The organism is Peribacillus sp. TH27 (assembly GCF_016650915.1).
Lineage (GTDB): Bacteria > Bacillota > Bacilli > Bacillales > DSM-1321 > Peribacillus > Peribacillus butanolivorans.
Genome location: NZ_JAEKEV010000002.1, coordinates 5,359,513 through 5,380,760, shown reverse-complemented (window position 1 = coordinate 5,380,760; position 21,248 = coordinate 5,359,513). Strand labels below are relative to the sequence as shown.

General features: G+C 38.0%; 22 protein-coding genes and 2 riboswitches. Of the genes, 3 read left to right on the top strand and 19 right to left on the bottom strand.

Annotation, left to right across the window (positions count from 1 at the left end; translation table 11 throughout):
• Window positions 1-17: 17 nt before the first annotated feature.
• The 4 genes from JFU24_RS27380 to JFU24_RS27365 all read right to left on the bottom strand — a co-directional run bounded on the left by JFU24_RS27380 (window position 18) and on the right by JFU24_RS27365 (window position 3,471).
• Window positions 18-1,433 carry a sensor histidine kinase gene (locus JFU24_RS27380; protein ID WP_201250764.1) on the bottom strand — a complete coding sequence of 472 codons (1,416 nt, stop codon included), beginning with the start codon at window positions 1,431-1,433 and terminating at the stop codon, window positions 18-20.
• Window positions 1,426-2,115, bottom strand: coding sequence for a response regulator transcription factor (locus JFU24_RS27375; protein WP_201185389.1), 690 nt, complete (start codon window positions 2,113-2,115; stop codon window positions 1,426-1,428). The genes JFU24_RS27380 and JFU24_RS27375 overlap by 8 nt, the downstream gene beginning before the upstream one ends.
• A gap of 5 nt (window positions 2,116-2,120) precedes the next feature.
• The gene (locus JFU24_RS27370) at window positions 2,121-3,083 is read right to left on the bottom strand and encodes a YncE family protein (protein WP_201250763.1); all 963 of its coding nucleotides are present in this window, start codon (window positions 3,081-3,083) and stop codon (window positions 2,121-2,123) included.
• A gap of 109 nt (window positions 3,084-3,192) precedes the next feature.
• Window positions 3,193-3,471, bottom strand: a complete 279-nt coding sequence (locus JFU24_RS27365) for a hypothetical protein (RefSeq protein ID WP_235565980.1) — start codon at window positions 3,469-3,471, stop codon at window positions 3,193-3,195.
• A 112-nt stretch (window positions 3,472-3,583) separates the two neighbouring features.
• Between JFU24_RS27365 and JFU24_RS27360 the strand changes: the two genes are divergently transcribed.
• Complete coding sequence (locus JFU24_RS27360) at window positions 3,584-3,829, top strand: hypothetical protein (RefSeq protein WP_056520764.1); 246 nt, start codon at window positions 3,584-3,586, stop codon at window positions 3,827-3,829.
• 37 nt (window positions 3,830-3,866) lie between these two features.
• Here JFU24_RS27360 and JFU24_RS27355 read toward each other — a convergent pair whose 3' ends face one another.
• The 7 genes from JFU24_RS27355 to JFU24_RS27325 form a co-directional block, all read right to left on the bottom strand.
• Window positions 3,867-4,034: a hypothetical protein gene (locus tag JFU24_RS27355; protein WP_201188176.1), complete on the bottom strand. Its 168-nt coding sequence runs from the start codon at window positions 4,032-4,034 to the stop codon at window positions 3,867-3,869.
• Window positions 4,035-4,097: 63 nt separating this feature from the next.
• Entirely contained in the window at window positions 4,098-5,027 is a 930-nt protein-coding gene (locus JFU24_RS27350; protein ID WP_201250762.1) for a CobW family GTP-binding protein, read from the bottom strand.
• Between the two features lie 124 nt (window positions 5,028-5,151).
• Window positions 5,152-5,685, bottom strand: coding sequence for a cupin domain-containing protein (locus tag JFU24_RS27345; protein ID WP_201223986.1), 534 nt, complete (start codon window positions 5,683-5,685; stop codon window positions 5,152-5,154).
• A 24-nt stretch (window positions 5,686-5,709) separates the two neighbouring features.
• The gene (locus tag JFU24_RS27340; RefSeq protein ID WP_201185395.1) at window positions 5,710-6,339 is read right to left on the bottom strand and encodes a methylthioribulose 1-phosphate dehydratase; all 630 of its coding nucleotides are present in this window, start codon (window positions 6,337-6,339) and stop codon (window positions 5,710-5,712) included.
• Window positions 6,336-6,995 carry a 2-hydroxy-3-keto-5-methylthiopentenyl-1-phosphate phosphatase gene (locus JFU24_RS27335; RefSeq protein ID WP_201223984.1) on the bottom strand — a complete coding sequence of 220 codons (660 nt, stop codon included), beginning with the start codon at window positions 6,993-6,995 and terminating at the stop codon, window positions 6,336-6,338. The genes JFU24_RS27340 and JFU24_RS27335 overlap by 4 nt, the downstream gene beginning before the upstream one ends.
• A 6-nt stretch (window positions 6,996-7,001) precedes the next feature.
• Window positions 7,002-8,234: a 2,3-diketo-5-methylthiopentyl-1-phosphate enolase gene (gene mtnW / locus JFU24_RS27330; protein ID WP_201223982.1), complete on the bottom strand. Its 1,233-nt coding sequence runs from the start codon at window positions 8,232-8,234 to the stop codon at window positions 7,002-7,004.
• A gap of 177 nt (window positions 8,235-8,411) precedes the next feature.
• Window positions 8,412-8,564: riboswitch (SAM riboswitch) on the bottom strand.
• 124 nt (window positions 8,565-8,688) lie between these two features.
• Window positions 8,689-9,867 carry a pyridoxal phosphate-dependent aminotransferase gene (locus JFU24_RS27325; protein ID WP_274607024.1) on the bottom strand — a complete coding sequence of 393 codons (1,179 nt, stop codon included), beginning with the start codon at window positions 9,865-9,867 and terminating at the stop codon, window positions 8,689-8,691.
• A 726-nt stretch (window positions 9,868-10,593) separates the two neighbouring features.
• Window positions 10,594-10,748, top strand: a riboswitch (SAM riboswitch).
• Between the two features lie 80 nt (window positions 10,749-10,828).
• On the opposite strand from JFU24_RS27325, the gene mtnK reads away from it, so the two are divergent.
• A complete protein-coding gene (gene mtnK / locus JFU24_RS27320) occupies window positions 10,829-12,031 on the top strand; it encodes an S-methyl-5-thioribose kinase (RefSeq protein WP_201223979.1) in 1,203 nt (400 codons plus the stop codon).
• Window positions 12,032-12,045: 14 nt separating this feature from the next.
• Window positions 12,046-13,092 carry an S-methyl-5-thioribose-1-phosphate isomerase gene (gene mtnA / locus JFU24_RS27315; protein WP_201250761.1) on the top strand — a complete coding sequence of 349 codons (1,047 nt, stop codon included), beginning with the start codon at window positions 12,046-12,048 and terminating at the stop codon, window positions 13,090-13,092.
• 195 nt (window positions 13,093-13,287) lie between these two features.
• On the opposite strand, the gene JFU24_RS27310 is transcribed toward mtnA, so the two are convergent.
• The 8 genes from JFU24_RS27310 to qoxD all read right to left on the bottom strand — a co-directional run bounded on the left by JFU24_RS27310 (window position 13,288) and on the right by qoxD (window position 21,247).
• On the bottom strand, window positions 13,288-14,175 hold the full coding sequence (locus tag JFU24_RS27310) for an LCP family protein (protein WP_201185407.1): 888 nt from the start codon (window positions 14,173-14,175) through the stop codon (window positions 13,288-13,290).
• Window positions 14,176-14,289: 114 nt separating this feature from the next.
• Complete coding sequence (locus JFU24_RS27305; protein ID WP_201223976.1) at window positions 14,290-15,774, bottom strand: lmo1851 family serine protease; 1,485 nt, start codon at window positions 15,772-15,774, stop codon at window positions 14,290-14,292.
• A 280-nt stretch (window positions 15,775-16,054) separates the two neighbouring features.
• Entirely contained in the window at window positions 16,055-16,759 is a 705-nt protein-coding gene (deoD, locus tag JFU24_RS27300) for a purine-nucleoside phosphorylase (RefSeq protein WP_053346597.1), read from the bottom strand.
• 247 nt (window positions 16,760-17,006) lie between these two features.
• Complete coding sequence (locus JFU24_RS27295) at window positions 17,007-17,177, bottom strand: YozD family protein (RefSeq protein ID WP_064505166.1); 171 nt, start codon at window positions 17,175-17,177, stop codon at window positions 17,007-17,009.
• A gap of 201 nt (window positions 17,178-17,378) precedes the next feature.
• Complete coding sequence (locus tag JFU24_RS27290) at window positions 17,379-18,086, bottom strand: hypothetical protein (RefSeq protein WP_053346598.1); 708 nt, start codon at window positions 18,084-18,086, stop codon at window positions 17,379-17,381.
• Window positions 18,087-18,274: 188 nt separating this feature from the next.
• The gene (locus JFU24_RS27285; RefSeq protein ID WP_201223975.1) at window positions 18,275-20,041 is read right to left on the bottom strand and encodes a sensor histidine kinase; all 1,767 of its coding nucleotides are present in this window, start codon (window positions 20,039-20,041) and stop codon (window positions 18,275-18,277) included.
• A gap of 28 nt (window positions 20,042-20,069) precedes the next feature.
• The gene (locus tag JFU24_RS27280) at window positions 20,070-20,297 is read right to left on the bottom strand and encodes a YozE family protein (protein ID WP_053346600.1); all 228 of its coding nucleotides are present in this window, start codon (window positions 20,295-20,297) and stop codon (window positions 20,070-20,072) included.
• 662 nt (window positions 20,298-20,959) lie between these two features.
• The gene (gene qoxD, locus JFU24_RS27275; RefSeq protein WP_056520796.1) at window positions 20,960-21,247 is read right to left on the bottom strand and encodes a cytochrome aa3 quinol oxidase subunit IV; all 288 of its coding nucleotides are present in this window, start codon (window positions 21,245-21,247) and stop codon (window positions 20,960-20,962) included.
• Window position 21,248 lies beyond the last annotated feature (1 nt).

Genomic DNA, 21,248 nt, shown 5'->3' with positions numbered 1-21,248 from the left:
TGAACGTTTCCCCTTTTTTATGAAGTCCAATCTTCTTTTATGGTCGGAAGCACAATGCTGACTTTTGTACCTGTATGTTCACTGCTTTCTATTTCAATTTTACCATTTTGTAGCTCCACCAATTTTTTCACGATGGAAAGACCCAGCCCCGATCCGCCATCAAATCGGCTTCGTGCTTTGTTTACTCTATAAAAGCGATTCATTACATAAGGTAAATCAGCTGCAGGAATCCCGTTGCCCGTGTCAGTGACTATGAGCTCGCAATCTTCTTTATGCTGTCTTAAAGTAATTTTGATGAATCCATCTGGATTCGTATACTTAACGGCGTTATCAAAGACATTATGAAGGATTTGCTCTATCCTTCCTTCATCTCCTAGTATAATTGGATCCGGATCTAGTTCGAGCTCTAAACCAAGCTGCTTTTCTTTTAATATCGGTTCATATTTGGCAAGTACATCTTCAATGAATTGTGCATAGGCAATCGGAGTTTTATTTAAAGTGAATTGATCACTGTCCAATTTAGATAAGTCCATCAAATCACCTACAAGCCGCTGTAGCCTAAGTGCTTCCCTTGAAATAAGTTGAAGATATTTTTGCTCTTCTTCCTCATTTTTCACAACACCATCCAATATAGCCTGCGTGTAACCTTTCACGTAACTTAGCGGCGTCCGGAGTTCATGGGCAACATTTTCGAGAAACTCTTTTTTTCTTTCTTCCTCTAAATGAATGGATTTGGCCATTTCATTAAAAGCATGTGCTAGATTCCCTATTTCATCATGGCTCTTTACCTGAATCTGTATGTCATAATCTCCCTCTGAGACACGATGGACAGCTGTCTCGATTTCCTTAATCGGACTGACTAGCTTTTTCAACCATTTTGTTGTCAATAAAATGGAAACAATTAAGAATAAGAGAACGGCTGCCATCCATTTTGCAGCAAATTCCTTAAGTAAATCTGTAATCGAGTCTACAGGAATATATGTATAGATGATACCTTCGAGGCGGTCTTCATCAATCAAGGGAATGATAGCCGCTACGATGTTCTTTTCAAACCTTTTCTCATACCCCTCTTTTTCAACAACCTTTCCATCTAAGAGCATTTGCCGTTCTTCTGCAGAAATGAGGGTGTCATAATTGATTTCAAAGGGAAGGCAGGCACTTAATTCCCTTGGATTATTGACGACAAAGACCTCGCTGTCACTTTTACTGTTAAACCATTCAACTTGTTGTTTGAAGTCATCACTGATCTCACCTCCGAAATAGTCCGCTCCAAGCAAGGAAGCTTCATTGACTAGATCGGTTTTCAACTTTTCCACATACAAATTTTTATAATAATATTGAGAAAGAGAATAAGCGAACAACACTGAAAGAATGATTGCTGTAATAATAGTTAGCCATAGTTTAAAAGAGAGTGATGACCACTTATTACTCATTTTTTTCCTCAATCTTATAACCAATTCCCCAGACAGTTTGAATATAATCGGCCGCCCTCAATTTCATCCTAAGCGTTTTGATATGGGTATCGACCGTACGTAAAGATCCTCCATATTCTCCGCTCCAAACATTTTCAAGTAGTTGTTCACGGCTTAGTGCCTGATTTTTATGACGCATAAGAAATAGAAGCAATTCAAACTCTTTCAAGGTCAAATTGATTGGCTTCCCATCTAGCAGAACCGTTCTTGATTGGAGGTTTAAATTGATTTTACCGAATCGGACGGAAGTTTGATTTTCTTCATTCAATGAGATTTTCCCTGTTCTTCTTAATACCGCTTCCACCCTTGCTACGAGTTCACCCGGATTAAATGGCTTTACAATGTAATCGTCCCCACCGAGCTTCAACCCTTTTACCTTATCCCATTCTTCACCTTTCGCACTAACAAAAATTACAGGAACATCCGAACTTGAACGGATTTTTTCACAGACGCAAAAACCGTCCATTTCTGGCATCATGATATCCAAAAGGATTAAATCGACTTCATATGTTTCAACCAGACTTATAGCCTCTTTACCATTTGCAGCTTGAAGGCATCGATACCCTGAGTTAAGCAAATACATTTCAACTAAATTACGCATATCTTCTTCATCATCAACGACTAAAATGGTGTAACCGTGCATGTTATCTACTCCCTCAACATCAATTGAAATGGACCTTGACCGACTTTGATGGTTTTTTTAACCTCGACTGTTTCAGCATCCACTACATACACTTCATCACTATCATATCCCGCCACAATCACGTCTTGTTTAAAGTTCGCCATTTCAAAAGGATTGACGCCGACCACTCTGCTTTTCACTTCTTCATACTGATCATTCAATTTATATAAGGAGCTAGTGCCGTGACTGAGGATAAAAATCCCTTCAGCATTCTCAATGAACTTTATCGGCATAGTTGGGGCCTTCAACTTTTGCTTCAACTCTCCCGTTTTTGCCGAATAAATATAGAGATTTTCTTCTACTTTGTCTCCAACACCATGGCCGCCTATCCAAACTTCATCCTTTTCTTCCCTTAATAAGGTGCCTGTTGAAGAACTATGTATCGGAAATTCCATATCCACCTTTTTCGTCTCCAGATTGATTACCGAACATTTGGTATCGCCAAAGTTAATGACATACAAGCGATTCGCTTTCTCTCCTTGAAGAACGGTCAATGGGCTTTTCCCAACCTTGACTATATCCTGCTCCTCACCTTTATCATTTAAAAAATAGATGGAATGATTCGACTGATTGACTGCCACGATGCTTTTTCCGTCATGAAGCAACAGCATATTGACAATCCCTTTCCCTATTTCCCAGCTGTCTATCAGTTTTCCGGCTGATAATGAAAACACCTGGATTTTCTCCATCTCTTTTCCATAAAGAAGTATAGTATCTTTATCTGCTAGGAGCAATGCTCCGGTAAATGGTTCTGAAATATCCCAATTGGCAAAAGGTTGATAGTTTTTATCTATGAATGTAAGGGACGTATCCTTAATATTGACTGTCGCCAAAAAAGATTTATCTTTGTTTATTTTTGTATATGTATCACTTCTATTACACCCACTAAGTAGTATGACGGCAAACAAAAGCGCAACACCCCACTTCATATTTTAGGCTCCTTATTCATAAAATATCTATTTTTTTTAAATTTTAACAATGAGTTGTGAAAAAAGTATGAAACAAAAAAGAATATTAACTAACATTCACTTGTGATATTTACTTCGAGGATGAGAGCCTTTCGAGTTCCGTAACATAGGCCATAACGATTGCGTTCTTTTTCTCATCAGAAAGCGAAGATTCCATCACCCGTTTAATGCTGAGGTAAAACTTTTCAAGTATTGGTTTTCGGGCACGAGGATGGGTGTTTTCATCTAAAAGTTCACGTCGGATAAGTTCTGATAACACTTTTCCCCCTTCCCCATTTGTTATCTTCCGATTATTCCAGATACTTATATATGCTTCCAATAATGCTTCATTCATGACCGTTTCTTTCATAAAATTATCCCTTCCATCCATTACTAATTTATACATATTAAGAATCATTTTCGTAAAGACTACCTTTATAATACGATTACACTTTTAAAAATTCAAAAAAGGAGTGAGTATAATGTCTCAAGTATACCGCTGTCCGAATTGCCGGACAAATAAATCTCGCTTCAATCTCATTCAGCAAATACCAACACCTGTTAAAAAGGATCCGCAATCCGGTGAGATTGTTGAACAATACTCGAACGATTCTCTTCAGCCATTCCATCTAGCTTATAATGGTCCTGAAGTTCGTGTGCAATGTGCAGCATGCGGGTTAATTGAAGATGAGAAAACATTTGCAGCCTTTGGTGGGTTGCAGCAATAAAAATGGTCAGACCCGTTTAATGGGGTCTGACCATTTTTCAATCTTTTTTGACAGCCATTTTGGCCCGGTCAATGGCAATTGGAATAGCTTTTCCATCCTTATAGCCTTCATTAAGTAAGGCATTCGCAATCTCAATTGCTTTTTCTCGGACATCTTTATCAAGATTATTCATTGAATCAGGGTAATCGTTTTTATTCCAGGGCACAAATACCGCCTCCTTGAAAAGAAAGTTAACTTTCTTTTCCCCTCTTTCATCGGCAGTAATCGTTTAATGTGGTGCTTTTGCTTCCAAAGCTTTTAACTGACTAATCATCATTTCTTTATCCAATTTCTCACCGATAATAACGATATTTAGTGGCATTTTTATCATTTCATTCATATACATTGGCATTCCGTATGAGTATTGAAATAAATGAGGGTATTGTGAATGTGTGAAGGAAATGTATCCTTTCATTCGATAGACCGTTTCTGGAAGTGCCCTAAGCCAATCTTCAAAGTCGGTTTGTACCACTGCCCCTTCAAATGTATGAACAACGGCCGTTAAATGCAAATGGCTCTGGACATCCAGTTTTTGATGGACTTTATGCTGCTGTTTCCTTTGCATCTGTTGCAAAGATATCAAGGAGACAGCTGCATACTCTGTCAATAAACATACAGCTTCAGGATTCAGACCTTGAATGGAATAAATAAGTTGGGCTGCCTCCATTTCGCTTACTAGATCCGCTTTATTTAATAAAATGAAATCCGCATGATGGATTTGCTCAGCAAGCAACTGGCGTAGCTGTGGAGAAAGCTCATCTCGGTCGCGCCACCTCAACAAGTCAACAACTGTTATAATCCCTTTATATTCCAGTTTTTTCGCGAATAGCGGTGACATAATACCATCCAGCACTTCAACTGGATGCGCAGCACCTGTTGTTTCAATATAAACGGCGTCTAAATCATTTTCCGTCAACAATTCATGCAGCTGAACTTCGAGCTTATCCTGAATTGTACAACAGATACAACCGTCAAACAGCTCCTTCAGAGGTACATCATCACCAATCAAACCGCTGTCCACTGAAACACTGCCGAGCTCATTTAATAGCACGGCCACTTTTCTACCCACTACACTTTCCTGCTTTAATATATTTCGAAGAAGCGTTGTTTTCCCGCTACCGAGAAAACCACCTAATATGTACACTTCGGTTGTTTTCATTCGTATCTGCTCCTATAATCCAGCTAAATTTAATTCCGTTAAATTTTATCATACTTGCCCTTCTAAAGCACCCGCGAAGGCCATATAAAAAAACCAGCCCGATAGCTGGTTTTTCTCAATTGATTTATGCTTGAACTTCGTCTTTTTCGTAAATTGGAACCCAACCTGCTGCTGTTACGAAGATACGGACAGCTACAGTTTTTCTATCTTCTGCTAACGTGAAGTAATGACGCGTCGATTCTGGTACGCTGATTAAATCTCCAGGATTCAGTCGTACATCAAACCATTTTTGTTCACTGCCTTCAATAGCAAAGATACTGGTTCCACCTGCTATAAAACGTACTTCATCATCTTCATGATGATGTTCCTGCTTAAAGTTTTCAAGCATTTGATCCAAGTTTGGGTTTGCATCGGATAGTGTGATGATATCATGTGCTTTATATCCGCGTCTTTCAGAAATCTCTGCAATCTCTGATTTGAACGTTACAAGGATTTCATCTTTATCGTCATCCGTTAGATCATATTTTTCTACCAGATGGGACGGTAATTTCGATATATCCCATTGTTCGTATATAACACCTTGTGTTTCTAAAAAATCTTTTACCTGTTCACTGTTTTCAATAACCTCATTTGTTTCATGGAATCTAATTGTAGCCATTACCTATTCCTCCTCTATGAGTTTTTATCTTATCGAACCTGCAAATGCCTGTTGCTGATTGAGCAACAGTTGGTATTGAAACAAAAATTCACATGCTTCTAGAATTCTTTTTGCTTCGAGTCCACTTTTCCCCCAAACCGTGATTCCGTGATTGCGAATAAGCACCGCTCCTGAGTCTTCTTCAACATGTGGCTTGAACTTTTCAGTTAACAAAGGAATGTCAGCGTGATTGTATATTATTGGAATTCTAAACTCTGCATCTTCATTCCATCGCCCTGTCGCTTTAATAATTTCATGATTACGGAAAGTCACTTCCCCTTCATCTCCATATAATTCAGAAATCACATTATTTTCTACAGTATGGACATGGAGTACACAGTTCGCATTAGTTTTCTCGTAAATCACTGTATGAAGCAGAGTTTCAGCAGATGGCCTCAGCTCTGTTTTCTCAACTGGGATTCCTTTTAAATCCACTAGTAAAAAGTCCGCATCCGTTTGCTTCCGTTTATCCTTACCGCTTGCCGTAATATAAAAGGAACTGCTTCTAGACTCGCGAATGGATAAATTCCCACTCGTCCCCATAAACCAATCCCGTTCGGCAAGTTCAGCCTTAATTTCCGCTAATTCCTGCCACTTTTTAGTATGGTTCTTCATGCTTTTACCTCCATCTGCTGTTTTAAAATGTGCATCACATCATAAAACGTTTCAAATCCTTGATGGGGAATCTCTTCTGTTCTGCACCTCTCAAGCAGTATGTCACGGGCGATTACAAAATCAGCCTGCTTTGCCGCTTCAAAATCAGTCACCGAATCTCCAATAACAATTTTATAATCATCTGCTTCTGTAATTTCCCTCATTATAGATGGCTTACAGCAACCACAATCATTGTTACATTGTTTATCACAAGTATGCGGCCACTCAATTAAGATCTTTTCCTGATTGAAATAAGCTCTGTTGCAATAAACACAATCTGAAGGCAATATATCATTTAAAAGCGGTTCAATAAAAAAGTCCATACCGCCACTTACAATATACAAAGGTATGTTCGCTTGTTTTGTAAAATCCACAAATTCGTTGAACCCTGGGCGAATGCCGGCTGTATCCTTCACATATTGAATAATGTCTTCCTTTAGGCTACTGTCAAGCAGGGAAAACATTTTCCCAACTCCTGTAGATATACTGATTTTTTGCTGAAGAACACCGTCTTTTAGCTCTTCCCATCCCGGAGGTGCAAATTTTTTCATGATAGCGATGATATTATCTGAGTTAGTAATTGTTCCGTCAAAATCACAAAAAATAATCGGTTTCATTATTCCTTACAAGCCTCCCCATAACTCAAGTGCTTTGCTTAGTGCTTCATCTTCATAAGCCGCATCAGATAATGCCTTGCCTGTAAGAACAGCTTCTACAGCAGAACGGAAAGCCTTTGCCCCGCCCTTTGCTCCGTCGGGATGTCCGTGGATTCCACCGCCTGCATTAATTACGCTGTCCTTCCCAAAATCCTTAATTAGATTAGGAACCATTCCCGGATGAATACCTGCTGAAGGAACCGGGAAGGCTTTTTTCCATGACGGCTCATCTTTCGTCAAAGCTTCAGCAATCGCTAATGTTTCCTCTTTCTCAAGTGCCACATTTCCATATGGAGAAGGGAATAGAGATAAATCCGCACCTGATAGTCTTACTAATTTTCCAAGCAATAACGCGTAGCTGACACCATAAAATGACGATGAAGCTACTGCTCCGCTATATGCAGGGTGAGCCATGATCGGTAGATTAATACGATCGTTTTCACGCAAAGCTTGAAGTACATCCAATCCATATGTATGAACGTTAAATAATAAGGCATCGGCACCTGCTTCTGCTGCACGCTCTGCCTTTTCTAATAATTCAAAAGTTTTACCTGATAGATTGACAGCATATAAAGTTCGATGGCCCGTTGTTTCATAGACTTCTTTCAAAATTTGTCTGCCCGTTCTTATTCTATCAATGAATGGGGTCTGCTCCTGATCGAAGAGAATCTCATCATCTTTTACCAGGTCGACTCCTCCTAATGCTTGTTGTTTCAGCTGCTCATTATGGAATAAGAGATCCCGTCCTAATACCCCTTTAAAAATACTCATCACCAGAGGCCGGTCCAATACGTTAATCTTTTCTCTTATACCTGTAATCCCAAATTGAGGTCCTGGAAAAGCCTTGTGTATATCGCCAACAAAATCCAAGTCAATCAGTTTGATTTCCCCATCCAATGACAATTTACCGAATACTGTCGTGAGAATAGCCGGTAAATCATTAGAAAAATTTCCCGACGGGTAGGCAATTTTTATCATCGAACGGTACACCTTACGATTGAAAAAACGGTTTGCTCTTTCTGCTTCAGGTAGAGGGGTGACGGAAACAACACGTCCTTTATGTTTCTCCAACTGCTTCTGGACCAAATGAGGCAGGTCCGTCCATGTTCCTACTGTCAAACCTAAGGCAATACTCTCGGCTTTTTTCTCATGTTCGCCATTGAAATCATGAATTAAATAAGTAGCGATTATCTCGCTCATCTGATCACTCCTATTAAACGTTAGTAAAGTCTTGAAGTCAGTATTCTAATATCTGGCTAATACGGTTTCCATAATTTTCCTATTACCTCGATATATGGAGAATGGAATCTTCGACTGTTAATCCATGTTAAAACAATAAAAGCCCCTTCATAAAGAAGAGGCTTTAAAAAAGCCATCTTCTTATCTCCCAGCTTATAGCTGCAAGAATTAGCACCGTGCCTTGTGGATTCCAAAAAAATCCGGCGAAGAATTCCGCCCCATTTCGCAATGGAATTACGGTCGGTTGCTGGGCTTCATAGGGCTAGTCCCTCCACCTGCTCAAAATAAGAAAACGCTGATATATTTAAACTTCAAGTATCAAAAGATTAAGAATTTATTTTGTATTCTGACAGGTAATCCATACTTTGTCAATAAGTTTTCAACAATTTAACGGTAGCTAACTTGGAATCTTCCACTATTCTCCAAATAAATTCAATGCGCGAATCCGTTCAACTGCTTCTTGAAGCCGTTCTTCAGAAGTAAGTAACCCCACCCTAACATATCCTTCTCCAAATTCACCGAATCCATTTCCAGCAGCAACAGCTACGTGAGCATGCGTTAATAAATAATCAGCAAAACTCTCGGACGTGAAACCTTCAGGAATCTTGAGCCATGCAAAGAAAGATGCTTTAGGAGCTTGGACATCCCAGCCGATGGAACGTAATCCATCAATAAAAACATTTCTGCGCCCTTCATATTTGTTCACTAATTCTTCTACGCAACTTTGTGAATCTAGTAACGCACTTGCCGCTGCTTCTTGAATTGCAGGGAAAAGACTTACATAAAGATGATCTTGCAACAGTTCAAGAGCTTCGATGACACTTTTATTTCCAACAGCGAAGCCCACTCTCCACCCTGCCATATTATATGTTTTAGATAAAGTATATATTTCGATACCTACATCTTTTGCCCCCTCTGCTTGAAGGAAACTAATCGGTTTTTTTCCATCAAATCCAATCGCTCCATAAGCAAAGTCGTGAACCACACAAATTGAATGTTCTTTCGCAAACGAGACGGTTTCCTCAAAAAAACCCTCAGTTGCTGATGCTCCAGTTGGATTATTCGGATAGTTCAAGAACATCATTTTGGCTCTTTCAAGGGTTTCTGTATGTATTTCTCCATAATGCGGAAGATAATCATTTTCTTCTGTCAAAGGCATGAATTCTGTTTTTGCTTGGGCTAAAACTACACCAGATAGATAATCAGGATAGCCTGGATCAGGTACCAGAATCGTATCCCCGGGATTCAATAAACATTGTGGAAGTTCGACAAGTCCTGCCTTTCCACCAAATAGAATAGCCACTTCACTATTAGGATCTAACTTGACACCATATTCACGTTCATAAAAGACAGTCGCAGCTTCTTTTAAGTATTGATGTCCTCGGAAAGGAGAATATTTATGATTTATTGTATTTTCTGCAGCAGTCTGCAAACTTTTCACAATATGCTCTGGCGTCGGCTGGTCAGGATTTCCCTGCCCTAAATTAATGACATCATGACCTTGCTCTGTAATTGCCTTAACTTTTGCAACTAGAGAAGCAAAAAACTGCTTGGGTAGTTCCTGAAGCTGTCTGGATTTTTCGAATTGCATCATTAAACACCTTCTCTGAAATTTCTTGAAATTCTAGTCACAAATGATATATGTTTATCATAGTCTTGTAAAGTGTTTTTTTACATATAGAGGTTTTAAAAAATGAAATGGAAAATCTCCTTCCACCAAATGGATATGCCTTTGGATAACCCTATATTAACTTTCATTTCGCAGTACAAATGGATAGAAAACGCCGTCTAATCTAATCCGGATATAGTTATTTTACCTGAACTTTGAACAGTTGGATACGACTTAACTAGGTTGAATGAGATTGCGGATGAAGAAGCAGAAAAAACGATTACATTCATTTGTTATAACATACGTATACAAGGATGTCAGTGAGTCCATGCCGTTCAAGGTGCGGAAGTTCTATTCGTATCCGCCGAGTGGCCCAAACCGAGCCTCGATCATTAGGGACCGATATAGGGTCAGCCGTGCCATGGAGAACCAACCCTACATTTTAGCATTAAATCGTTCAGGGTCGATTTTATTAAACTATTTGCCGAACAATCCCTGATTATAGATCCATGGGGGAATATCGTAAGTGAAGCCGGCGAAGAAAGAACTCCTAACAGGTACCCTGGACCTCTCAAAAGTAACGGAAGCATGTAACAAAACTGAATTCGAAGAACGTCGTGCGGATTATTATTAAATTACCCATTGACAAACTATTTAAAAAGTTGATATTATTTTCCCGAAGATTAAAATTTCAGAAAACATTTACATTTACTCTTATCAAGAGCAGGCTGAGGGATAAAGGCCCTATGAAGCCCAGCAACCGACTGTAATACCATTGTGAAATGGGGCGGAGTTTCCGCCGGATTATAAATCCACAGGGCACGGTGCTAATTCCACCAGAAAGCAATATTTCTGGAAGATAAGAGGTCCGAAGCTAAAACTTCTGCCTCTTTCTATATGAAAGAGGCTTTTTCATTATTATTTTAAATATTTGGAGGGGAAAATAATGACTTTAAACCATTCGAACTTTGAATTACTGTCAAATGAAACTGCAATAACCCTTGCAAAAAAACTAGGGTTGGTCAAAACAGATGCCACTTTAAAATGTAGAGAGATAGGCGATGGAAACTTAAATTATGTCTTTCATATTACAGACACAGCCACAAAAAAAGGAATTATAATCAAACAAGCGGTTCCTTATGCAAAGGTACTTGGTGAAAGTTGGCCGCTGACCTTAAAAAGGGCTGCAATTGAAGCAAATGCACTTATCCATTTCAAGAGCTATTGTCCCGAATTTGTACCGCAAGTCTATTATTCAGATGAACAGCTTGCTATCACAATCATGGAAGACCTCTCACACTTAAAAATAGCGAGAACAGGCTTAATCGATGGCGATCAATTTCCATTACTATCGAAACATATTGGTGAGTATGTTGCCAAAACGGCATTTTACACATCTGATTTGCATTTAGAACCGTCTGCGAAAAAAGAAGTGGCCCGAAACTTCACGAATCCTGAACTCTGCAAAATTACTGAAGTTTTTGTTTTCACAGATCCTTTTTTTGAAGAACTACCGGGTGAGTATGAAGTAGAATTGACGGATGCTGCCAAAAGCATTTGGAATGATCAAGAAGTAATACTTGAAGTCGCTAAGCTGAAACAAAGCTTTGAAACCGAACAGGAAGCCTTACTTCATGGAGATTTACATACGGGAAGTATATTTGCAAGTGATACCGAAACGAAGATTATTGATCCTGAATTCGCTTTTTATGGACCAGTTGGGTTTGATCTTGGCCAATACACAGCAAACATTCTATTCCAGGCAGTTACACGTAATCCCGCTGGAAAAGAGGAAATTTTCACACACCTCCAAGAATTTTGGGATACTTTTGAAGAGACATATACTAGTCTTTGGAATACCCAAAACAAAAGTCCGTTTCGTCAAGTAAATGGTTATCTATCATATGTGCTCACTAAATTCAGAAAAGATGCATATGGTTTTGCTGGCTGCGAGCTGATTCGGAGAACAATAGGCTTATCTCATGTTGCAGATTTAAATGTTATTGAAGATAAAGAAACAAGAATCGCTGCCAAAACGGCTACATTGAAAATTGGTGCTTTTTTAATTAAAAAAAGGGAAGAATTGGATGTTCCAGCTGTGATTGAAGCATTGAAGCAACATACACTGCCTACCTATTCAACCCTTTAAAAGGAGAACTACATATGACGACGACAACAGCCTTACCTTATTCCGTTCAATGGGATGATACTCATATAACTTTATTAAATCAACAGGCCTTACCTACAATTACAGAATTCATTAAACTTTATTCCGTTGAGGATGTATTTGACAGCATTTTGACATTAAAGGTCCGCGGTGCCCCAGCAATTGGTCTAACTGCAGCATTCGGTGTCGCACTTGGAGCGAATCAGGATGGTTCAACTGATTTAGGGGAATTCAAACAAAATGTAACTACACATATTAAAAAACTAGCTTCTTCACGCCCTACTGCAGTCAACCTTTTTTGGGCGTTAAAAAGGATGGATAACATTTTGCAAGCAGCCAAGAGTATTCCAACTGCCAAAGAGGCACTTATACTGGAAGCAAAAGCAATCTTTACAGAAGATGAAGAAATGTGCCGAAAAATCGGGGAACATGGTTTATCCTTATTTGCTGAAGGAGATTCCATATTAACGCATTGCAACGCTGGGGGAATTGCCACTGCTCGCTATGGTACAGCCTTGGCTCCCTTCCATCTAGCGAAAGAAAGAGCCTTTCCGATAAAGGTATATGCATGTGAAACAAGACCTGTCCTGCAAGGGGCACGTTTGACTGCTTGGGAACTAATGCAATCTGGAGTGGACGTCACTTTAATCTCTGACAATATGGCTGCTCATACCATTCATCATAAACAAATCAATGGTATTATAGTTGGTGCTGATAGGATTGCGGCAAACGGAGATACTGCTAATAAAATCGGGACCTTGGGATTGGCAATATTAGCTAATCATTACGGTATCCCATTCTATGTGGCCGCTCCTTCAAGCACTTTCGACCTTTCCCTTGAATCTGGCACATCCATCCCGATTGAGGAGCGGAATGGGGACGAGATTACCTTCATTCAGGGAGTAAAGATAGCCCCAGATAATGTAAAGACATTCAATCCAGCCTTTGACGTCACACCGAATCATCTAATCACGAGCATCATAACAGAAAACGGTATTATTTCACCAGACTATGTGAAAAACATTCCGCTTTTTGTCAATTGAGCCAGGTTTCATCTTTTAGATGAAACTAATCATAACGAGGCGGAATCGCATATGTGATTTCGCCTCGTTCATTTTACTATGATATTTATATTTATTCTTGCGAGGTTCTTTATAAAAGATTATATATTATTAAATCAAGCTTAATTTTTCAAAAAATTGATTAAATATTAACAAATAGTGATCGATCAGCACTTCTTACCTTGAAAAAAATTCTTGAAGTGCCTCCTTATTTTTAGTGTAGTCCATTTTCAAAACTGCTCCAGATTGGGGATATATTTCATCTTTATAGCTTCCTTCAACTGGAATCCTTAAGGTTTCTACAGAATCTGGGGATTGGAAGACAACTTGAGAGCCCATTTCCATAATCGTTTTCATCCCAATATCCGTATCTAGGTAGGACATCCCTTTTTCAATAATACTAGGTAGGGCGACCATCCCTTCAAAGGATGAGATTTGATTAATAAATCCCGTTTTTAATTGAACTAATACTTCCTGTTGACGCGCGACCCGTCCAAAATCACTTTCATCATCATGTCGGAAACGGACATATTTCAATATTTCCTCACCATGTAATACATTTTTACCGCTGCTGGCTTCAATGCTCATATCATCAATAATTTCCTGATTCACATTTACCATCACACCATCTGGGGCAAGTAGGTCAACCATCTTTACGAATCCCTTAAAATCAATTACTGCAACATGATCGACTTTAACATCTAAGTTTTCTTGTATTGTTTTCTTAAGTAGTTCACTGCCACCATAATAATAAGCAGCATTTATTTTGTTATATCCGTATTTATAACCCGGTATTTTCACATAACTATCACGCATAATAGAAGCAAGTTTTAGCTTCTGCTGCTCAGGAAAGTAGCGTGCTAGTATCACAGCATCTGCCCGAGAATCCTCCTCTCCACGAGAATCGACACCAATCAATAGAAAAGTTTTCATACTTTCTTGGCTCTCTTCTTTAGAAAGGTTTTTTTCCGTATTTTTATTCTTATTTAATTGGGGAACAGGCGAATATGAACAACCAGCCAGCATTAAGACAATTAAACATATGAACAGTACCTTCTCTTTCATATCCTCACCTCATCGGTAAAAGTAACCATATTTTTCCCCTTTTATTGAAGTATTATGCAATTAACGATAAACAGCCTGTCAACGGTAATCGCTGACAGGCTGTTTATACTCAAATTATTTGATTTCCTTCTTTAAAACTTCCACTGCTTTTTTCACTTGTGTATCATTTTCAAGGATTTTCTCCCGGATGACCTGCATTAATTTTACGGTTGTATCGTCTTTGATAATACCTGTTTCTTTAACCTTTTGTTCTTTTTGGAATTCTTTAACTGCATTTGTTGTTTCTTCATCAAAGAATCCATCTATCTTACCTGGATTATAGCCTGCTGCTTTCAGCATTTTTTCAGCTGCCTTTACTTCACTGGAAGAATCAGATGCTTTCAATTCCTTATCCGGCGAAATATATGGAAGGCTGGCATAATCAGGAAGATTCACTTTAATATCCGGCTTGATCCCTTTTTTATGAATCCAATTACCTTCAGGAGTCAGCCATTTTGCTGCCGTGTATTTAAAGTTAGATCCATCATCGAAGTCTTGGGCTGTTTGTACAGTTCCTTTCCCAAATGATTTAACACCTATTAAAGGAATATCCGCTGATTCACTGACAGCCGCTGCGACAATTTCAGATGCACTTGCACTGCCATCATCAATCAATACGACTACTGGAATCTTCAACTCTCCATTATTCTTCGATTTATAGACATCTTTTTTCCCGCTACGTTCCTCAACTTGAAGAACTACTTCCCCATTTGGAATAAACAAGCTTGCCATATCTATAGCCTGGTCAAGCAATCCACCTGGGTTACCACGCAAGTCCAAGATAAGGCCTTTCATATCTTTCTTGGACATATCATTAAGTGCCGTTTCCAACTCTTTAACAGTATGCTCAGAAAAACTTGTTACTTGGATTTTGGCAACTCCATCATCTAGCATTTCGGCATATACTGTTTCAATTGGAATGGTATCCCGCTTAATCGTAAGAGCAATCGGTTCCGGCTCACCTGCTCTAGTGATGGATAAATCCACTTTCGTCCCTTTTTCGCCTCTGATTTTCAGGACAGCCTCAGAAGAGCTTAATCCTTCAATGCTTTTACCGTCCACACTTAAAATGATATCATTCGGTTTTACCCCTGCTTTTTCTGCTGGAGACCCTTTTATCGGTGAAACGACCATAATTTTTCCATTCTGCTCTTGTATCTCAGCACCGATTCCTTCAAAAGATGAAGAGATGCTCTCATGGAAACTCGATGCTTCCTTTTTATCCATATAAGTAGAATATGGGTCATCCAATGATTTGATCATTCCATTAATTGCCCCGTCAACCAGCTTGTCTTGATCAATCTCTTCATAGTAGTTATCTTTTATCGTATCGTATGTAGAATACAGCTTTTCAAATTCCGAATGTTTATCCGGTGCTAAAGACTCTACTTTTTCATCTCCAAAGGTCAAGGCTATTGTAGTAATCCCTGCGGTTAGAAATATGAGTAAGAAAATCCCCATAATGAACGTAAACTTCTTTATTTTTATGAATTTCCCTGCCTCTTTAGGCTGTTTTTGATTTTCTTCTTCCACTGAAGCCTCACCACTTTCATTCTTCATGACGATATAAACTTTTTCTCTATTTTATCAGCTTTCAGGCTAATCGGAAAATATTAGTTATCAAAAAAACAACTTTTGATCATATATATATCTTTTTTCACCATTTCGCGTAGGTAAAATCAGAAATAAAATTCTTAACCAAACCCATAATATTTCCCTGCCAATAATCTGTTAAATTACAAAAATGCGGATACCATGGAATAAATGAGTCTGTATCCTAACTATCATCGTACAGCTTCATTTATTCCTGGTAACCCGCAAGTAAATTTTCTTCTTAATATCAGTCCTGTATTGCTGCTTCTAATGCTACCTCAATCATTTCGTTAAATGTTGACTGGCGCTCAGCAGACGTCGTTTCCTCACCAGTTAATATGTGATCGGAAATGGTTAAAACAGAAAGAGCTTGACGTCCAAATTTAGCAGCAAGCGTGTATAGAGCTGCTGATTCCATTTCTATAGCTAGAATCTGATATTTCGCCCATTTTTCTAATTCACTATTATCGTTATAAAAGTGATCGGCCGTAAACACGTTACCGACCTTTAATTGCAAACCTTTGGCAATACCTGCCTCATAAGCTTTTCTTAGCAAATCGAAATTTGCTGTTGGAGCAAAATCGACTCCCCCGAATGTCAGGCGGTTCATTTGTGAATCCGTAGAAGCGCTCATTGCCAGGATTACATCTCTAACTTTTACATCTTTCTGAATGGCACCAGCAGTCCCAACACGAATCAGCTTCTGCACATTATAGCTATTCATTAATTCATTTATGTAGATGGAAATGGATGGAACACCCATCCCTGTACCTTGGACAGAAATGCGTTTCCCTTTATATGTCCCCGTATATCCAAACATGTTACGTACTTCATTGTATAGTTTAGCATCTTCTAAAAATGTTTCTGCTATGTATTTTGCTCGTAACGGGTCCCCAGGAAGTAAGACCGTTTCCGCAATTTCATGTTCTTTAGCACCAATATGTACGCTCATACAACTATGTCCTCCTTAACTTTTGGTTGAAAAGATGTTCAAAAACTACTATACCATATCAACCTCAAGATAGGAAAACAGAACCTTAATTTCAAGAGCTTGTAAGGGATTGAAATCTGGAATCTATTAAGAGGTCTAGAATAAGGCTCTTACATATAAAAATACAAACAAAACGGCGGTGGTCCGCCGTCTTTTAAAATATTTTTAGAATTAAGGGAAAGGAAGCTGCTAACCGTCTAATGACAGGTTACTCATCGACTTCTTCATCAATTATGCATTTTTCAAGAAGATATTCGAATGTGATGTCAGCAAGATCTTCAACTTCAGCTTCTGTTGGAAGATAGCCCCGTCTTATCAATTCTTGAAAGAAGAATTCCGCTATCTCTTCTGTATCAATAAAAACCTCAATTTCTCGCAAATCATCGCCCCCTTAATTAAAGGTGTATGAATGTATAGAGACAAATATTCCAGTAAGGCATTTCATTAAATAAAAACATATGAAGTGTTCACTTTTTCATGAAAATTGCCTCCACTTATAATTATCTACTCCTGCCATTATTGAACAGAAGCTTTTGTATAGTAATTAGTTAATTGGCTTATTAGAAGGGTGGAATACCTTTCACTTTGTTTGCTTTTTTTTATGATCCGGATAAATTTCCTCTGCCGCTTTTTCAATTTTAGCAAGGGCGATTTTCATGATATGGTGATATTCATCATCGCCAAAATGTTCATAGAGCTTACAGTAATCATTATATAAATCTAACAGTCCATCGATCATTTCCTTTTTTTCATTTTTTGTCATAGTCATTTCTCGCTCACCTTTACCAGGGTTGTTTTGTTTAGCAATGATAGCAAGCTCATTATTCTTTTTAGAAAGGAGCAGCCCTAATTTTCGAATAATTGCATCTGCACGTTTGGCATCGGCTATTAAGGTCAATTCTTCTTCATGCGCTTCAAGCCATTCCCCGTCGGAGATTCGTGATAACTCATAGATCACATCCTCCCAGGCATTTTCCTTATAGCGCCATATTTCTGTTCGATAGCCGATAATCTTGAAATAATCCTGTTCATATCCATCTACCTGGACTAAGTCACCTAATAAATATTTGTACTCAATATCGATCTGTTCTCTTTGATAAAGGATTTCTCCTTCGTATTCATTTATGGATTGCAATGTTTTTTCAATATAAAGACCTTCACTATAATTCACTTCATACACATAAGCACCATCGAGAAATTTTACATCGGTTATTTTCCCGACTGTCCCATACATTATTATTACGACTGTATCGCCTATTTTAAATTTCGGCTGTTTTTTCTTGCCCATAAGAGACATCCCCCAATATGGTCCTTATCGTTTGATTAGTAAATTATATGCACAAACAAACATGGAGGTTAATAGAAAGAGGGGGGCATTTTGCTCATTTAGATACAAAAGTACTCTCATTTAATAAAGGGTCATTTCAATGCTAAAGTTATGTGGGTTACTATTCATTCTTTACGTAAAAAACCGTCTCATCGAATGAGACGGTTCGTTGTAGGAATAGTCAGGATTACGTCTGTTCCTTGGCCATATGTACTTTCAATTTGAAATTTCCCTTTTAGTTCCTCCATAATCTGGATGCATGTCGCAACTCCCAGACCATTCCCTTCCAATTTTGTTGTATAAAAGGGCATACCGATATTTTTTAAATTCTCGGGGCTAATTCCTATTCCATCATCACGAATGATTAATTTTATATATTGAGGAATGAATGTAAGATTCAATTCAATCTTCCCCTTAGAATCGAATGCTTCACAAGAATTATTCAAGACATTCAAGAGAACTTGCCTCAATCGGTTTCGATCAGTATAAATATATATAGATTGTGTCACTGAGTTAATTAATGTTACATGAGAACTAGGATTTGAAGAAGAATAGACATCTATAATTTCATCGAGGAAATCTTTTAGATCAAGTTTCTCCCATTCAAGCTGATGAGGCTTTGCTAAATCAAGAAGTTGAGTTACAAATACATTAACCCGATTGACTTCCTCAAGCATGACATCACTATACTTTACTATTAAAGTTTTATCATAATCCTGGCTCTTCAATAGTTGGAAGAACCCCTTTATTGTAGTCAATGGGTTCCTAATTTCATGGGCAACCCCTGCAGCTAGCTGACCTACATATTTCAACTTTTCAGTACGAACGATTTCCTTTTCACGATCCTCTATCGTTTCCATCATTCTCTGAAAAGCAAGGTTCAGTTTTACCATTTCTTCAAAGCTTCTTTTATTAGAAACGACGAATTCTTTTCCTTCAATAAATTCCTCTGTTGCTTCAACAAGATCTTGAACAGGTCGTACAAGAGTCTTTGTAAATAAATAGACCACTATAATGATTGATACAAATAAAATCGTGTAAATGGTTAGATAACGTGACAAAAGATCATTCAAAGGCTGAAACACTTGTTTCTTATCAGCTCCCACAACCACAAACCATTTATTTTCCGTTTGTGCCATCGTATGAACAGCCTGAATAGAATATATTTTCTCTCCATTCTCTGCACTGTACAAGTTATCCGTTTCAGAAGCTTCTATCAGTTTTGCTTTTGTTAATCCCATTTCCTCTAAGGTAGAATTCTGTTGGACGCCATGGGGATCTTTTTTGGAAACCATGATACCTTCTTGATTAATCATGAAAATGTTCACAGGATACTTATCACTAATATCAATAGCTTTTCTCTCGATCATCTCCCAAAGGTTTTCTAAGCGGAAGGCCGAGGAGACAACACCAACCATTTGCCCTGTACTACCATATACCGGTGCACTTAAAGTTATTATGGGTTCAGAATAAGCTCGTGTTTTATACACGTCAGAAAGAAATTCATTACCTTCTAGTGCTTCTTCAAACCAAATTCTCTCAGCTAAGTTAGCTCCAATCATTTTATTAGATGTATCTGCAATAACTTTACCTTCCAAATCCAAATACAAAGCTCCGTAATATTCCCGTTTTGCTCCAATAAACTTTTTTAGTTCATCAGACTTCTCTTCTTTTGATGAGCCAGGATTTATGATTACCGAATTTGCACTTAATAACTTCACATCACTATTCCGTTCGTTCAAATAATTATATGTTTCATTGACGATATTAAGTGAACCTGCATTCAGGGCATTTTTTGCTTCTTTTTCAAGCAAAGAGCGTTGTGATCCATAGGAAATTATTCCTAATATCAGAACAGGTAGACTTGCTATAAGTAAAGAATAAAGCAAAATTCGGGTTTGAAGGCTTTTAAGCATCCTTCGATCCCCCCTATTCCTGATCTCCCTACTGGAGTCCTTCTTCTATTTGGACATATTGTTCCCACGCACGATCAAATACAGTCATACTTTCGAGATAGTCGCCATTCAATTCTAAATAACTACTTAATTCATTATAATCATCCGATTGCTTTGGGAAACTGTGATCGTTATAAGCGTGATTAGCAAATTTAGTGATGGCATCAATTTCTTTAGGTTGTCGGAATTTCATTAAATATAAATAAAACGGTCTCATGTGACGAGCCCTCCTAAAAAGTAACTAAGATTTCAGCTTTAATATATCGGAAACTTTCCCTTCCGTCTACATTTTTAAAAACCAACATGGGTTTTTCTTCCTACAATTATAGGATAACTAACGATATTTCACCAGAAACAGAACGCAATTTATGATGAACTGTGATTGAAGAAAGAGTACAATGTCAATTTTCTTCGAAATTAATTTATATTAACCTTTCACAAAAGTGTCCAAGTCTTGCCTGTCAGGTCAGCTCTTATCCAATAAAAATAAAAGCCGATGTTTCCTTAGCGTAGGAAACATCGGCTTTCTTGTCGAAATTCTCTTTTTTCGGGCACGAACCTAACAGTACAGACGAGTTTTAATCTTTCTAAATAGTTGAATAATTAATACCAAACTAATCTATTCTTTTTACTGAGTACAAGCTAACGTTTAATGGAGCTTAAATAGGTTTGTTTACAATTATTCAACAATCATATAACTCAATGACTTACTCTTTTCTGTCTACACTAAGGGAATCATATCCTTTAAATAGAGAAATATATGTTTTTATAGAAACTGTACAATCTCTTCCTACCTAAAAATCAAAGTAATTCAGCTTCAATAATCTCTTCATCTTCTATTACTCATCATACGCCTTCTGTTTCCCAAGCTGTTTCATATCAATAACTCCAACCCCAGATCATACATAGTATTGTACCGAAGACAGTAATTAGAGCTAGGAATATAGCGCAATATAGAGTCATAAAAATTGATTTGCTATCATCAGTTTCACGAGCATGCATAAACACAACTAGTTGAACAGCTGCTTGTATGAATGCTGTCAATATAAAAATCGTCATGCCTGTTGCTTTTGACATATTGAAGAAGTAAACCAAAAGAGCTACAAACGTCAAAATCAATGAAAATACAAAACCCCATACTTGTTTAGCCGGGAATAATTCCTTCATG